The following is a 14,878-nucleotide window of genomic DNA, read 5'->3' as shown; positions in this document are numbered from 1 at the left end:
TTGGTCCTATCCGTTCACGCGCTTTGCGCCGCTGACGCTCGCGCTTTCTTTCAGTTGGGAAATGATGCGGTTGAGGTGCTTCAGATCCCACACTTCAACGTCGATGATCATTTCGGTAAAGTCCGGCGCTGTGCGCACCATGGAGAGATTGTGAATATTGGCGTCATTGGCCGCTACAATCTGGGCAATCTCGGCCAGTGAACCAGGCGAATTGATCGCAGAAACACTGACCCGAGCGGGAAAGCGCTCATGCATCGTTTCATCGATATCCCAGCGCACATCTATCCAGCGTTCCGGCTGATCGTCATAGGCGGTCAGTGCCGGCGACTGGATCGGGTAGATTGTGATACCGGCGCCCGGCTGAAGAATGCCCACGATGCGGTCGCCCGGAACAGCACCTTCCGGCGCAAACCGCACCGGCAGATCGGAATTGGTACCGCGGATCGGCAAAGCGCGCTTACCTGGCTTCGGCGCGGATTCCTGATCCTTGCCCTTGCCGCCTTCCGGATCTTCACTGCCTTCAGGCACCTTAAAGATCATGCCAGCGGCGTTCTGAATGTTGAACCAGCCCTTTTCGCCGGTCTTGGCGGGGCTGTTCTGCGAGGTAACACGGGTATCCTGATAATCTGGATAAACGGCTTTCACGACATCGGTGGACGGCAGTTCGCCGCGTCCGACGGCGGCCAGCACGTCTTCCACATCCTTGCGCGCCAGACGTGGCAGGCCGGGTTTAAGAATATCCTTGCTGAACGGCTTTCCTGCGCGCTCGAAGGCGCGTTCCAGAATGCGCATACCGAGGCCGGAATATTGTTTGCGCACGGCGGAGCGCGTTGCACGACGGATGGCAGCACGCGCCTTGCCGGTTGCGACCAGAGATTCCCAGGCGGCGGGCGGTACCTGCGCCTTGGAGCGGATGATATCCACTTCATCGCCGTTTTTCAGCTCGGTCATCAGCGGCATGATGCGCCCGTTGACTTTCGCGCCGACGCAGCTGTCGCCGATATCGGTGTGAACCGCATAGGCGAAATCGATCGGCGTCGCACCGCGCGGCAGTGCGATCAGGCGGCCTTTCGGCGTGAAACAGAAGACCTGATCCTGAAACAGCTCAAGCTTGGTGTGTTCCAAAAACTCTTCCGGATTGTCGCCTTCGGAAAGCTGTTCGATGGTCTGGCGCAGCCAGGCATAAGCGTTGGTCTCGGTCGAAATCGCGTGTGGATTGTTGCCGCTGCCGCGATCCTTGTAGATCGAATGCGCGGCCACACCGAACTCGGCGATTTCGTCCATCGCACGGGTACGGATTTGCAGTTCGATACGCTGGCGCGACGGACCGATAATGGTCGTGTGCACCGAGCGATAATCGTTCTGCTTGGGCGTCGAGATGTAATCTTTGAAACGCCCCGGCACCATCGACCATGTCGTATGGATCAACCCCAATGCCCGGTAGCAGTCCTGCACCGTATCGACCATGACGCGGAAGCCGAAAATGTCGGAGAGTTGCTCAAAGGACAGGCCCTTGGTTTCCATCTTGCGGAACACCGACCAAGCCTTTTTCTGGCGGCTTTTGACGCTGGCCTTGATGCCGTTCTTCTCGAATATCTCGGAAAGATCCTTTTCGATCTTCTGCAGAAGACCGCGGTTCTTTTCCAGAAGTTCGGCCAGACGGTCCGTGACCGCGCGCCATGCATCGGGATTGATGTAGCGGAAGGCCAGCTCTTCAAGCTCTTCGCGCATGTCCTGCATACCCATGCGGCCAGCAAGCGGCGCATAGATATCCATGGTCTCTTCGGCAATGCGCAGACGCTTGTCCTCACGCATCACGCCAAGCGTGCGCATATTGTGCAGACGGTCGGCAAGCTTCACCAGAAGCACGCGAACATCTTCGGAAATGGCCAGAAGCAGCTTGCGCAGGTTTTCAGCCTGCACAGCTTTCTTGGAAACCAGATCGAGCTTTTTGAGCTTGGTCAGACCTTCGACGAGCTTGCCGATTTCCGGCCCGAACAGCTGGTCGATTTCCTGACGGGTCGCAGTCGTGTCTTCAATGGTGTCGTGCAATAGCGCGATGGCAATCGTCGCCTCATCGAGATGCATGTCGGTGAGGATGGCCGCGACTTCGAGAGGATGGGAGAAATAAGGGTCGCCGGAAGCACGTTTCTGGCTGCCATGTTTCTGCATGGCATAGACATATGCCTTGTTGAGAAGCGCCTCGTTTACATCCGGCTTGTATCGCTGCACACGCTCCACAAGCTCATACTGGCGCATCATCTACAACAACTCCTCAAACCAATGCCGGGCGAGCGGCGGCCATACAGCAACACCTAAACACCCCAATCGAGCACAACTTCGCAAATTATCGAGTGTTTTGCGAGCTTTAGCACCGATTATCTGCCAACAGGATTAATTTCAGACAGAAATTCACTTCCTGCAAGCCGCTGCGGCGATCATTTTATGTTCACGCGCGTAAAAATACGCGCCGCAGCTTGATGAGCCGCAGCGCGTGTATAAATTGGACAGCCCGAACGAAACTTAGAAGTCGTCGTTCTTTTCCGGGGCAACCAGACCTTCGATACCGGCCAGAAGCTCTTCTTCCGACATGCGGTCGAAAGACACGACATCTTCCTCGGCAGCTTCGGCGATGCCCTCAACCAGCTCGTCAGACGACGACGTGATCTGTGCGGGAGCCGCAGCTTCAGGTTCGTCCACTTCCACATGCTTCTGCAGCGAGTGGATCAGGTCTTCCTTCAGATCGTCCGGCGAAAGCGTTTCATCGGCGATTTCGCGCAATGCAACGACCGGGTTCTTATCATTGTCGCGGTCGACAGTGATCGAAGCGCCCTGGGAAATCTGGCGGGCGCGATGACCGGCGAGCAGAACCAGCTCGAATCGGTTCTCGACTTTGTCTACGCAGTCCTCAACGGTGACGCGGGCCATACGCGGTCCCTTTCATTTTCGAACTTTAACGGATTTTTTTCTGCACATAACGCCTGTTGGGCGAAATTACAAGCTAAAGCGGGATTATAGGCGTCAAATAGCCCTTATCCGCTCTTATGTCCTCGATTTTAAACGATATACCGGATATTATCTCATTGCGGTTCATAATGGAACAATATTAACTAGACCAAAATTCGTTCACATATCTGAATTGCTACAAAAGGTAAATTAGCTCACTAAAATAACAACCTATGGTTGCTTGTTTTTCTATAATTTGTCCTTAGAAACGCTATAAACGCTATTGGTAGAAATATTTCGCCAGCCGACGTTTGTGAAACAAATCTGAATACGCGGTCGACGGTCCACTCCCGTTAGGCTGTAGAGTGGATATATTGCACGATGTTCGATTCTCGTGAAAAAATTGCGCTTTTTATTGATGGCGCCAATTTATACGCAGCATCCAAGACCCTGGGCTTTGACATCGATTACCGCAAGCTTTTGAAGGCATTTCAGAAGCGCGGTTATTTGCTGCGCGCTTATTACTATACTGCGCTTGTTGAAGATCAGGAATACTCGTCGATCCGCCCACTGATCGACTGGCTGGATTACAATGGCTACAAGGTGGTCACCAAGGCCGCCAAGGAATTCACCGATTCGACCGGTCGCCGCAAGGTGAAGGGCAATATGGATATCGAACTGACCGTCGATGCCATGCAGCTGACCGACACCGTCGACCATTTCGTCATCTTCTCCGGCGACGGCGATTTCCGTTCGCTCGCAGAAGCCCTGCAGCGCAAGGGGCGCAAGGTTTCCGTCGTTTCGACGCTGACCACGCAGCCCGCGATGATTTCGGATGAACTGCGCCGTCAGGCCGATCATTTCATCGATCTCGTTTCGCTGAAGGCTGAAATCGGTCGCGACCCGTCAGAGCGCGCACCGCGCCGCCAGGACGACGATCTCGACGAAGGCTATTGATATCGACAAGGGCTCGGAAACGGGCCCTCTTCGAACCGCTACAATTTTGCGGTTCGGTTATTAAGAATATCCACTCTTCAGCATGAATCAAAAGAGCGCCTCACGGCGCTCTTTTTCGTTGGAATAAGAGTCTGAATCAAAAAACGGTATGTGTGTGCGAAAATGGTGATTTTCGAGTACCGGAGCGGAGCGTACTATTGGTACGAGAGCACCGGAATGTAGAAAATTGCCATTTGCAGCCACACAGAACGACTTTTGGAACAGGCTCTAAGGTCAACCCCGGTCACGGAGCAAGCGGGCCTTTTCACGACCCCAGTCGCGCTTCTTTTCCGTCTCGCGCTTGTCATGGTTCTTCTTGCCGCGTGCGACAGCCAGTTCCAGCTTCGCGCGTCCGCGATCATTAAAGTATAGTTTCAGCGGAACGACAGTCATGCCATCGCGCGAAACCGAGTTGAACAGACGCGACGCCTCGCGGCGGTTGACTAGAAGCTTGCGCAGACGGCGAGGCTCGTGGTTGAAGCGATTGCCCTGCGTATATTCCGGAATATAGGAATTGATCAGCCAGAACTCACCGTTCTCGAAGCTGGCATAGCTTTCGGCGATGTTGGACTGATTTGCGCGCAGAGACTTCACCTCGGTGCCAGTCAAAACCAGACCGGCCTCAAGCGTGTCCAAAATCTCGAAATTGAAGCGCGCCTTGCGGTTTTCCGCGATAATCTTGCGCGCAGGGGAATTCTTCGGCTTGTTCATAACTGCACTATATAATGCGTTGCATTTAAAATGAAAACGCTCCCGCGACGACGGGAGCGTAAAAATCACCAGCTTGCCATGTCTTCAACTGACATCACGGCCGTTGCCGGATCAGTTGATGAGGCCTGCATGCTTCATGGCCTGATCGATCTTCTCGGCGGTAGAAGCTTCGACCTGCACCATTGGCGAGCGCAGGCTGTTCTCGACGCGTCCAAGGCGCGACAGGGCATATTTCGGACCAGACGGATTCGGCTCGATAAACAGCGCCTTGTGCAGCGGCATCAGGCGATCCTGCAGTTCCAGAGCCTTGGCATAATCGCCAGCCTGGCAGGCATCCTGAAACTCGGCGCACAGGCGCGGCGCGATGTTCGACGTAACCGAAATGCACCCTACCCCACCATGGGCGTTGAAGCCGAGCGCCGTTGCATCTTCGCCCGAAAGCTGGATGAAATCCTTGCCACAGGTTCCACGCTGTTCGGAAACGCGCTCGATCTTGCCGGTCGCATCTTTCACACCGATGATGTTCTTGTGATCGCGCACCAGAGCACCCATTGTCTCCGGCGTCATGTCGATAACCGAGCGACCCGGGATGTTGTAGATGATGAGCGGGATGGAAATCGAACGCGCAACCCGCGAGAAATGCTCGTAGAGGCCACGCTGGTTCGGCTTATTATAATAAGGCGTCACCACGAGCACGGCATCCGCACCGGCCTTTTCAGCGTGCTGGGCGAGTTCAATCGCCTCGACCGTGTTGTTCGAACCTGCACCGGCGATGACCGGCACGCGACCGGCGGCGACTTCGATGCAAACCTCGATGACACGCTTGTGCTCATCATGGGAAAGCGTCGGCGTTTCGCCGGTGGTGCCGACGGGAACGAGACCTTTGGTGCCTTCTTTTATCTGCCAGTCAACAAATGCACGAAAAGCTTTCTCATCGAACGCTCCCTCACGATCGAATGGCGTGACAAGCGCGGTAATTGAGCCCTTCAGCATCAGTAACTCCTGAAAAAGATAGACAGAACCTCAAACCTCAAGGGGCACTCGACCTGCTTTGCGGTTTGCGGAGGCGTTGAACAATAGTCTTGCAGAAAGAATGGAGCAAGCACATTGCAAGCGGAAAACAGGGGTAATACGGCGGATTTGCGACGAAAATCCCGGCTTTATTCAAGCCCCTCCCCCGAAGATTTCGACTGTCGTCAGTGAGGGGTATTTCGCACCGCCATTTCACCACCTGCGAGACTATCTTATAAAGCTTCCATTAATCATAGTTTCATTCCTGAGGCTTATCATGGATGACGAAACGTGCTGGCAAAATGGAAGGCTAACAAAAGCCGAATTTTGCTAACATATTTCACAGCAACCACAGTCCCGGTTGGCCGGATTTTTGTTTCAGAGTGCGGATGTCTAAAGAAGTCGTAGCGATCAGTATCAGACGAAAGGCCCTGCTTGTAGGTTGCCTTATTGCGGTTGCCGTGCAGCCGACGATTTCATTTGCGCAATCGTCACTGCCGACCGAAGTGCCGACGCCGCTAGCGCGCCCCTTTGCGCCTGCCGCAGCGCAGTCTCCTGCCTCGCCCATGAATCTTGTGACGCCAACGCCGCGCCCCACACCGCCGGATCCGGTTATCACCTCATCCTTCAGCCGCGTTGAAAACCCTGCCGCCATTGGCGGCACGCTGAAGAGCGGGCTTGATGCACTTTATTCGAACGATGTGACGAGTGCTGTTGCGTTTCGCAACGGTATGCCGCACGGTTCGCTCGACCGACAAATCCTGACCTGGGCCATTGCGACCTCCGGTATCGATGGCGTTTCAAGCGGCGAGATCGCCGCCGCGACTGCTGAACTGCCCGGCTGGCCCGGCATTTCCACTCTTCAGCGCAATTCAGAACGGGCTCTGTTCAAAGAGAACCCGCCTGCTGGAACCGTCATGGCCGCTTTTGGCAGCCGTCGACCGGTGACCACCGAAGGCATGATCGTGCTGGCCCGCGCCTATGTCAGCATCGGCAATCCCGCAAAAGCGCGTGCACTCCTGTCTCCATGGTGGGCAACACAGCGCCTCTCGGCGGATGACGAGCAGAAAGTGTTGAAGGAATTCAACGGTATTCTGACACGCGAAGACCATCAGCAGCGTTTTCTGCGCGCGATCTATAATGACCGCACCCAGTCGGCCAAGCTGCTTGCCGGTCCCGCACAGGCGCAGTCGCTTTACAATGCCTTTGCAGCCGTCGCCCAGAAAGCGCCCAATGCAGCAGCGACGATCGCTGCCGTTGATCGTTCCTGGCAGGCAAATGCAGCCTACCAGTTTCTCAAGATCCGCTATCTGCGTCGCGCTGAGCGCTATGACGACGCCACCGATCTGATGCTGAAGGCGCCGCGTCAGGCCGCTATGCTGGTTGATCCGGACGCCTGGTGGACCGAACGGCGGATTCTGTCGCGCGAACTGCTCGACCTCGGCAAGCCGCAGCTCGCCTATAAGGTGGTCGCGGCCCATGCCGCCGAATCGCCAATGGTCGCAGCCGAAGCGGAATTCCACGCCGGTTGGTATGCCTTGCGCGCACTCAAGCAGCCCAAGACAGCCGCACCGCATTTCGCCAGAATTGCTGAAATCTCTGCCCGTCCGATCTCCGCATCGCGCGCCTATTACTGGCTTGGACGCGCTGCGGACGCGGGAAGCGGCGGCAATGCGCGCGACTATTATCGCCGCTCAGCGCATTTCGGTACGTCATTCTATGGCCAGCTCTCCGCCGCCAAGCTGGATGAGAAAGCCCCGGAACTGATCTATCCGCGACCAAGTGATACGGATCGCGCCCGTTTTGCCAACCGGCACGCGGTGCAGGCGATCAAGCGTGTGGAACAGATCGGCTATGCCGCCAAGGCGACATCCATCTATACGCAGCTTTCGCAGGAACTCGACAGCGTCGGTGAACTCGCCTTGCTGGCCGTCATGGCCGAGCGCAACGAGAACCACTATCTGGCTCTGCGTGTTGGCAAAACCGCTGCGATGCGCGGGCTCGATGTCGGTGCACTGTCGCATCCGCTCGGAGCTATCCCGGCCAGCGCCAATATAAGCGGTTCAGGCAAAGCGCTTGCCTATGCGATTGCACGGCAAGAGAGCGAGTTCAATGTCGGCGCAGTTTCCAAGGCCGGCGCGCGCGGACTACTGCAGCTGATGCCGGCGACCGCAAAGAGCGTCGCCACACGCAACGGCATGGCTTTCTCTGCACCACGACTAACGAGCGACGCAGGCTATAATGCCACGCTCGGTGCGCATTTTCTTGGCGAGCAGCTTGATCGTTTCAACGGTTCTTACGTGCTGACCTTTGCCGGATACAATGCCGGGCCGCGCCGTGCTTCTGAATGGGTCGAGAAATATGGCGACCCACGGGGCCAGTCGATCGACGAGATCGTGGACTGGATAGAGCGCATTCCCTATTCGGAAACGCGCAATTATGTGCAGCGCGTGATGGAAAATTATGAAGTCTATAAAGCACGCCTGACCGGTTCTGCCGATATCGAGACCGATCTGGTATACGGGCGTCGTTAAATAGCTTCAGCTTCTTCGGGATGAGCTATTTAACCTCATCCCGCAACTCTATCAAGCTTCAGTTTTCTTCGCAGGCTTGGCTTTTGGCTTCGCGGGTGCCTTCTTGGCTCTGGCTGGCCGTTTGGTCGCTGGCTTGCCCGTCGCTTCAGCAAGCTTTGCCGCCTGAGCGATCCAGTTTTCGCGTGCGATTCGGCGCGGGAAGCCTATGTAACGTTCGATCCACACAGTTTCTTCATCCGACCAGCTTGCGATCTGGTCGTAATGATAAACGCCAAGCGCATTAAGCATAGTCTGGATAGCATTGCCGATACCGTTGATCGCGGTCAGCTTATCGGCCCGGCCCTCCCGGGGCGCATCCAGAAGCTCTGGGCGGCCCGAATCTTCCGGCTCGCTCGGTTCTGCCCGTTGGGTAGCGGGAACCGGCAGTGGTCCGCCAACGACTTCCGCATCCGGCACAGGCGCTTTCTTCGGCACACTGACTTTTTCCGGCTTCTTGTCTTTCAGGGGCGCCACTACTTCCACCGGAGCAGCGACAGGCTGAACGGGTTCGGGCTTCTCATCCGCAGCAGGCGTCGAAAGCGCAGCCGCAACGATGGTGCGTTCCTCGTCGGTCATGGCCTTGCTTTTGCCCCGGAACAATTTGCCCAGAACACATCCGACGATAAACGCCACTGCAACAAGGATCGCCAGTTGAATAATCAGCAACGGCATGTCGGTTTCCCTCGTACTCTATACATTACGCCCTAACCTGTTGATTGAGCGCATTTTATTTCTTGCAGGCCGAGCCAATCCGGCAACTGCTTTATTTACGACCGCTCAGCCATCCGACTACGATCCCGATCAATACCGCCGCGAGAACAACGGGCCAGAATGTTTCAGCAAGATACAGCATCAAAACCTGCACTGGGTTTCATGGGTCAGCTCCCATTCATCAGTCATAATAAGAAAGCAAAATTTGAAACAGCGAAACTGTCAACTTCGAACAGGAAAGTCATCTGCCCGCCTGCCCTAAAGTAAGCTCTATTCCATAGAATCACGGCTGGGCGACATCGGATGCCGCCAGTTTCAGACCGAATGGTAACGGCTTGGCCAACATATCCACCATCGCCTGATACTCCTCGGCACTTGCTGCCTTCCCCTTGATCGAAAGCGATCTGTCGGTAAGCGTGATCGCACCATCGGCAAGACCTTTGGTCAAGGTCAGCGCGAACAGAACACCATCCGAAAAATCCGGCCAGCTTCCACGTGCCAGTGCCATTTCGTCGTCAAGCGACGAGCCCGGCGCTATGTCTTCGGCAGCTTCCATGATCCGGTCGCGCAACGCGTTTTCGGGAATGGAGCCTGAGAAAACCAGGCCGTCGCTGTTCTTCTCGATATTGAAAATATAAGGCGATGTGGCCGGAAGAACCGATGTCAGATCCGTAATGTCATTGATTCCCCATACGGCCTGCAAAGCAGCGCGCGCCGCCTCTTGTGCTGCCGGATCGGGCGCAATACCTTTTACCGTTACATCGCGACCTTCAATATCGAAGCCAGTCCAGACAAACGGTGCAAGCGCTTCAGACGTACGGGTGGAAATATCGGTCTGAATCCGATCCACACCGAACCACAGCGCCAGCGCAGTCAGTGTTGCAGTCCACGTTACACCCGGCCAAAACCAGCTTTTCATGTCGCCTCACTTCCCGTTATCTGTAATCCGCTTCTTCTGAGCGGCGCATTGCAATAGCTCGTTCGTACAAAGACAGGACATTCCACAAATGCAAGGGCTGTTCGAATCGGCGAACAACAAAAAACCCGGCAGCTGAGCTGCCGGGTTTCTTTTTACCAATCCGTATAGGATTAGAACGAACGCTGGAAGCGGATCGTCGCGCCAACAGCATCTTTTTCGGTGATGGTGCGAGCTGCACTAATGCCAGCTTCATTATTGCGCCATTCGTCACTGAAACGGGTCCAGTTAACTTCCGGCGTGATCGTGAAGCCAGGAACGAGTTCGTATGCAACGTTTGCAGCAACTGCGGTCTTGCCCCAGTCGTCATGCGCACCCTGAAGGTTGAAGGTAGCCTTGTCGGTTGCCTTGAACTTCAGACCACCCCAGACGGCCCATTCGCCGCCCCACTGGCCGTACATCTGGTCCGGAGATTCTTCCGAAGCATACGCGCCCTGCAACCAAACCGAGAAACGGTCTGTGATGTTGACGTCGCCACGAACCTTGGCAGCCCATTCTTCGATAACCGAGTCGTAAGCTACGACGCCAGCGATCGAACCCCAGCCGCCAGCATACTTCAGGCCACCAACAACGTGCGGCATGTAACCGTCGATTGCGTAGTCAGAAGTACCGTTGTAGCCGCCGTCGTTGTCGCCACCCTGTTCGAGAGCGATGACAGCCGAGAAGCCGTTGCCACCGGTGAAGGTGTACGAGATCTTGCCCGTGCGGTATGCGCCAGCCGAGACCACGTCATCGTTGATGATGTCGCCGAGGTAACCGGTGAAGGTGTGGAATTCCGACTCATCGATACCGACCTTCAGGCCGCCGAGTTCGATATAGGCGAACTGCATCGTAACGTCAGAGCTGGTCGTGCCGTAAACGCCGTCTTCACGCGAATTCGAAGCGCCGTAGTTGAAGCGGGTTTCGGTGAACGTCTTCAGGGTGCCGAGTTCGGTTTCCGAAGCGGTCGAGGTGCGGAGCGCGAAACGAGCTGCCTTGTCCCAACCTTCACGGTCCTGACCGGAATAGACGTTGTCGCCGCCCTTTACGTCGTAACGGACGTAACCATGGATGCGCAGGCAGGTTTCGGTGCCTGGGATGTAGAAGTAGCCGGCGCCGTATGCGTCGCAAACGCGAACATATTCAACGGCTTCGGGCTCTGGCGCGACGATTGCGTCGGCAGCCTGAGCGCCGGAAGCTGCAACCAGAGCTGCAGCGGAGCCGAGAAGAAGGCTCTTGATGTTCATTTCTGACCTCCAGTCAAAGTTAAAAACGGGTCTGGGCATTTTGATTTGGCTGAAGGACAACCTGTCCCCATCCCCTTGTGAAAAAGTCGCCCCGAAGCGCTCCTTCTTCTGGATGTGAAGATACTCGCCCGCTCTCTCGTTTCAACACCGAATACGGCTTACCTGCCCCAGTAGCGCCTCTATGCAGAATGGTTGTTGCAGAAAAGACACGAAATTGTCAGCTTTGAGTGGGGTTCTTTAGGCTTTATTAACATTAGTAAATAGAAATTAATCGATCTTAACGATTGAAAACGTGCGTTTTTTCAGTTTGGGCGCTTAACCTGCCTCGAGATTCCCTCGTTTACGGCCTGGGGATTGGAAAGTGTCCTTCAGATGGCAGCGGACTGGCGATTCTTCTTTCAAGAAGCCGAATCTCTTGCACTCTTGATGACATCATTATGCGACAGCCTATCGAAGAAGACGTGCTTGAATCGCCACAAATCGGCCCTGCACCGTGATTGCCTTATATATAAAGGGTATAATTCTCAGGAAATTTTACCAGCTACTGCGTAAATCGCTTGAAATGCCGCCACGTACCGGCTATCTCGCCCTTACCGGAGAGGTGGCCGAGTGGTCGAAGGCGCTCCCCTGCTAAGGGAGTAGACCTCATAAGGGTCTCGTGGGTTCGAATCCCATCCTCTCCGCCACTGCGCTGCCAGCGCACACCAATCCTTCCATGAAGAATGCAGACCTTATCATCGCGTTGGGCCGATTCTAGCGCTCTCCGTCGACGGCGTGTTGATCTTGTTTTTTGACAAGCTAAATCGTTATAATCCATAAGTATTTGAATTAACACTGTTTTCTGACTTGGCGTCGATTCTTGACTGGAGGTCAGAAATGAACATCAAGAGCCTTCTTCTCGGCTCCGCTGCAGCTCTGGTTGCAGCTTCCGGCGCTCAGGCTGCCGACGCAATCGTCGCGCCAGAGCCCGAAGCCGTTGAATATGTTCGCGTTTGCGACGCATACGGCGCCGGCTACTTCTACATCCCAGGCACCGAAACCTGCCTGCGCATCCATGGTTACGTCCGTTACGACGTAAAGGGTGGCGATGACGTCTACACCGGTCTCGACCGTAAGGGCTGGGACAAGGGCGCTCGTTTCGCGCTCCGCACCTCGACAGCTTCGGAAACCGAATACGGCACCCTGAAGACCTACACGGAAACCCGCTTCAACTACGGCGCAGCTAACTCGCGTCATGACGGCGACTACGGCTTCACCGGCTCTGATGTTGCTCTGCAGTTCGCCTATATCGAGCTCGGCGGCCTGAAGGTCGGTATTGATGAGTCGGAATTCCAGACCTTCACCGGTTACCTCGGCGATGTCATCAACGATGACGTGGTTGCAGTTGGCGGCTACCAGACCGGCAAGATCTCGTACACCTTCACTGGCGGCAACGGCTTCTCGGCTGTCATCGCTCTCGAACAGGGCGACGATGGCTTCACGATCGACGGCTACATGCCGCACGTTGTTGGGGGCCTGAAGTATGCTGGCGGCTGGGGTTCGATCGCTGGTGTCGTAGCTTACGACTCGGTTATCGAAGAGTGGGCTGCCAAGATTCGCGGCGACGTAAACATCACCGACCGTTTCTCGGTTTGGTTGCAGGGTGCATATGCTTCGGAAGAAGCTCCGGACCAGATGTACGGCATGTGGGGCGGCGATTGGGCTGTCTGGGGCGGCGCGAAGTTCAAGGCAACCGACAAGGCTGTCATCAACATTCAGGGCGCACACGACGACTGGGGCAAAACCGCAGTTACGGCTAACGTCGCTTACGAGCTGGTTCCTGGTTTCACCATCACGCCAGAAGTTTCCTACACCAAGTTCGGTGGCGAATGGCGCGACCTCGTCGACGAGAAGAACGCTTTCGGCGGCATCGTTCGCTTCCAGCGTTCGTTCTAATCAGACCAACGTCTGAATCAAAGACGCCAGCGGGAAACCGCTGGCGTCTGCAATCATAGAATCAGTGCATACAGAGCTGTGAAATCACCCGCATCAAAATGGGGATTTTGAACGGGCGGTGACAAGGGGAGTTATCGAGAAACTGGAAATTGGGGACAAACGGGGGGCCTGAAACAAGGATCGCACCATGTCTCTGCATAAAGTTAGCCTACTTATCTTGTGCTTCTTTAATTATTCCATTAGTTGTGCAACCCGCAGAATGCCGGGGGGCGCAAAATGATAACTATTGGGGAAACCGTAGTCGGTTCTGGCGACAAATATGCGCCGATCATTGATTACAATCTGAACTACACATCCGACAGAAGCCAAAACCATAGGCTCGTAGAGAAATTCTCTATCGCCGAGCTGACGGGAAAATACATAAACATTCTGTGGGATGACGGCTCGCACAAATATAATGTTAGGTCGTTTCTCGGCGAGATCGACGAAATTCTGAAGGGCGAACGCTTTTCAGGTTTCGATCAGGAAATGCTTGATTCCCTTATTGGCACGCTTCGTGAGCGCGGCAACAGCAATGCAACCATCAACAGAAAGATGGCTGCGCTGAGCAAGCTGCTGCGAAAGGCGCATAAAATGGGGGATATCTACAGTCTGCCGGAGTTTGTCCGACAGAAAGAACGGGTGGGACGCATCCGCTTTCTCGAGTATGAGGAAGAAAAGCGCCTGTTCGCCGCGATTAAATCGCGCTGTGAGGACAGCTTCCGTCTTGCAGTGTTCCTTGTAGACTCAGGCTGCCGTCTTGGCGAAGCCATCGGACTGACGTGGAATGATTTGCAGGACCATCGCGTCACCTTCTGGCTCACCAAATCCAACAGAAGTCGAACGGTTCCCCTCACCCGCCGCGCGGGAAAGGCGACAAAGATTGCACACGAACGGCTTAAAGGGCCCTTCGCTATGCTCAATCAGGTCCGGTTTCGCCAGATCTGGAACGAAGCCAAGATGGAAGTCGGCCTGGGCACTGACGATCAGGTCGTACCGCATATTCTGCGCCACACCTGTGCTTCGCGCCTCGTTCGCGGCGGTATCGACATTCGTCGTGTCCAGATGTGGCTTGGCCATCAGACACTACAGATGACCATGCGATATGCGCATCTTGCGACACACGATCTCGATTCTTGCGTGAAAGTGCTGGAGATCCACTAAAGGATTTCCAGCAAACGCTGAGCAACCGTCTCACGAAGCGAATTCGCAAGAATGTGGTTATTTTGCTTGAAGCCCCAAACACGGAGCGGAGTGCTTCGTCGGATTTATAGGAAAAATGCGCTGAGCTTCAGTAGGCTCGCTGCAAACCGCATTACGCGTTTCGGGTTGGCCGCGTTATTCCTGAGCTAGTCGCCTACGCCGCACTGATGTTGAAACATCGCAGCTATGCTCTGCTTTCCGTTTGTCGCATCGCAATTCAGAGATACTGACCGATGAGCGCTTGTATCAAGCGTTATGCCGTCTCAGCGCGACTACAAATTCGAGTTTTCTTTGGTTTCTACGCTATCGTGCTTTTTGAGCGCCGGGACAGCAGGCGAACCGGAAACGGCACGTGCAGAATGCGGCTATACCAACCAAATTACCTTAGCCCGTTCTGATAGGAGATCGGACCCGCCAATCGCGAAATACTCTTGGTGACGAAACATACAAATTCGCGCGCTATCGGAACGCACTCGACCATAACGAACGTGCAATCAACGCCTGACGTTAAATTGTGGTTCATGTCGGTCGGTTTGCGCCGACAATATTGG

The 14,878-nt window shown here is 55.1% G+C and carries 11 protein-coding genes and 1 tRNA gene; 5 read left to right on the top strand and 7 right to left on the bottom strand.

Features of this window, described 5'->3' with window-relative positions; genetic code table 11:
• Positions 1 to 6: 6 nt before the first annotated feature.
• A complete protein-coding gene (locus FHW03_RS07660) occupies positions 7 to 2,262 on the bottom strand; it encodes a bifunctional (p)ppGpp synthetase/guanosine-3',5'-bis(diphosphate) 3'-pyrophosphohydrolase (protein WP_182520114.1) in 2,256 nt (751 codons plus the stop codon).
• 261 nt (positions 2,263 to 2,523) lie between these two features.
• Positions 2,524 to 2,928, bottom strand: a complete 405-nt coding sequence (gene rpoZ / locus FHW03_RS07655) for a DNA-directed RNA polymerase subunit omega (protein ID WP_078340702.1) — start codon at positions 2,926 to 2,928, stop codon at positions 2,524 to 2,526.
• 399 nt (positions 2,929 to 3,327) lie between these two features.
• On the opposite strand from rpoZ, the gene FHW03_RS07650 reads away from it, so the two are divergent.
• On the top strand, positions 3,328 to 3,903 hold the full coding sequence (locus tag FHW03_RS07650) for an NYN domain-containing protein (protein ID WP_113533992.1): 576 nt from the start codon (positions 3,328 to 3,330) through the stop codon (positions 3,901 to 3,903).
• A 273-nt stretch (positions 3,904 to 4,176) separates the two neighbouring features.
• Here FHW03_RS07650 and smpB read toward each other — a convergent pair whose 3' ends face one another.
• Both smpB and dapA read right to left on the bottom strand, forming a co-directional pair.
• Positions 4,177 to 4,653, bottom strand: coding sequence for an SsrA-binding protein SmpB (smpB, locus tag FHW03_RS07645; RefSeq protein WP_113533993.1), 477 nt, complete (start codon positions 4,651 to 4,653; stop codon positions 4,177 to 4,179).
• A 111-nt stretch (positions 4,654 to 4,764) separates the two neighbouring features.
• Complete coding sequence (gene dapA / locus FHW03_RS07640) at positions 4,765 to 5,646, bottom strand: 4-hydroxy-tetrahydrodipicolinate synthase (protein ID WP_182520113.1); 882 nt, start codon at positions 5,644 to 5,646, stop codon at positions 4,765 to 4,767.
• Between the two features lie 407 nt (positions 5,647 to 6,053).
• Here dapA and FHW03_RS07635 point away from each other — a divergent pair, with 407 nt between their 5' ends.
• Complete coding sequence (locus FHW03_RS07635; protein WP_182520112.1) at positions 6,054 to 8,198, top strand: lytic transglycosylase domain-containing protein; 2,145 nt, start codon at positions 6,054 to 6,056, stop codon at positions 8,196 to 8,198.
• 51 nt (positions 8,199 to 8,249) lie between these two features.
• On the opposite strand, the gene FHW03_RS07630 is transcribed toward FHW03_RS07635, so the two are convergent.
• From FHW03_RS07630 to FHW03_RS07620, 3 genes are all read right to left on the bottom strand, one after another.
• Positions 8,250 to 8,909 carry a 50S ribosomal protein L21 gene (locus FHW03_RS07630; RefSeq protein ID WP_182520111.1) on the bottom strand — a complete coding sequence of 220 codons (660 nt, stop codon included), beginning with the start codon at positions 8,907 to 8,909 and terminating at the stop codon, positions 8,250 to 8,252.
• Between the two features lie 322 nt (positions 8,910 to 9,231).
• Positions 9,232 to 9,867 (bottom strand): BON domain-containing protein, encoded by a 636-nt coding sequence (locus FHW03_RS07625; RefSeq protein WP_182520110.1) that lies wholly within the window; start codon positions 9,865 to 9,867, stop codon positions 9,232 to 9,234.
• Between the two features lie 170 nt (positions 9,868 to 10,037).
• Entirely contained in the window at positions 10,038 to 11,150 is a 1,113-nt protein-coding gene (locus FHW03_RS07620) for a porin (protein WP_182520109.1), read from the bottom strand.
• 595 nt (positions 11,151 to 11,745) lie between these two features.
• Here FHW03_RS07620 and FHW03_RS07615 point away from each other — a divergent pair.
• The 3 genes from FHW03_RS07615 to FHW03_RS07605 all read left to right on the top strand — a co-directional run bounded on the left by FHW03_RS07615 (position 11,746) and on the right by FHW03_RS07605 (position 14,288).
• Positions 11,746 to 11,836: transfer RNA gene (locus FHW03_RS07615), tRNA-Ser, on the top strand.
• A 190-nt stretch (positions 11,837 to 12,026) separates the two neighbouring features.
• Positions 12,027 to 13,085, top strand: a complete 1,059-nt coding sequence (locus FHW03_RS07610) for a porin (protein WP_182520108.1) — start codon at positions 12,027 to 12,029, stop codon at positions 13,083 to 13,085.
• A gap of 276 nt (positions 13,086 to 13,361) precedes the next feature.
• Positions 13,362 to 14,288, top strand: a complete 927-nt coding sequence (locus FHW03_RS07605) for a site-specific integrase (RefSeq protein ID WP_182520107.1) — start codon at positions 13,362 to 13,364, stop codon at positions 14,286 to 14,288.
• Positions 14,289 to 14,878 lie beyond the last annotated feature (590 nt).

Source organism: Ochrobactrum sp. RH2CCR150 (assembly GCA_014138095.1).
In the GTDB taxonomy this organism is placed as follows: Bacteria; Pseudomonadota; Alphaproteobacteria; order Rhizobiales; family Rhizobiaceae; genus Brucella; species Brucella gambitense.
Note: the sequence above shows the minus strand (reverse complement) of the source record. Positions and strands in the feature narration are given on the sequence as shown.

Coding starts and splice junctions, on each gene's coding strand:
- FHW03_RS07630 (WP_182520111.1), bottom strand. CDS start 8,909: ATGCCGTTGCTGATTATTCAACTGGCGATCCTTGTTGCAGTGGCGTTT.
- FHW03_RS07660 (WP_182520114.1), bottom strand. CDS start 2,262: ATGATGCGCCAGTATGAGCTTGTGGAGCGTGTGCAGCGATACAAGCCG.
- FHW03_RS07620 (WP_182520109.1), bottom strand. CDS start 11,150: ATGAACATCAAGAGCCTTCTTCTCGGCTCCGCTGCAGCTCTGGTTGCA.
- dapA (WP_182520113.1), bottom strand. CDS start 5,646: ATGCTGAAGGGCTCAATTACCGCGCTTGTCACGCCATTCGATCGTGAG.
- FHW03_RS07635 (WP_182520112.1), top strand. CDS start 6,054: ATGTCTAAAGAAGTCGTAGCGATCAGTATCAGACGAAAGGCCCTGCTT.
- FHW03_RS07605 (WP_182520107.1), top strand. CDS start 13,362: ATGATAACTATTGGGGAAACCGTAGTCGGTTCTGGCGACAAATATGCG.
- rpoZ (WP_078340702.1), bottom strand. CDS start 2,928: ATGGCCCGCGTCACCGTTGAGGACTGCGTAGACAAAGTCGAGAACCGA.
- FHW03_RS07625 (WP_182520110.1), bottom strand. CDS start 9,867: ATGAAAAGCTGGTTTTGGCCGGGTGTAACGTGGACTGCAACACTGACT.
- FHW03_RS07610 (WP_182520108.1), top strand. CDS start 12,027: ATGAACATCAAGAGCCTTCTTCTCGGCTCCGCTGCAGCTCTGGTTGCA.
- FHW03_RS07650 (WP_113533992.1), top strand. CDS start 3,328: ATGTTCGATTCTCGTGAAAAAATTGCGCTTTTTATTGATGGCGCCAAT.
- smpB (WP_113533993.1), bottom strand. CDS start 4,653: ATGAACAAGCCGAAGAATTCCCCTGCGCGCAAGATTATCGCGGAAAAC.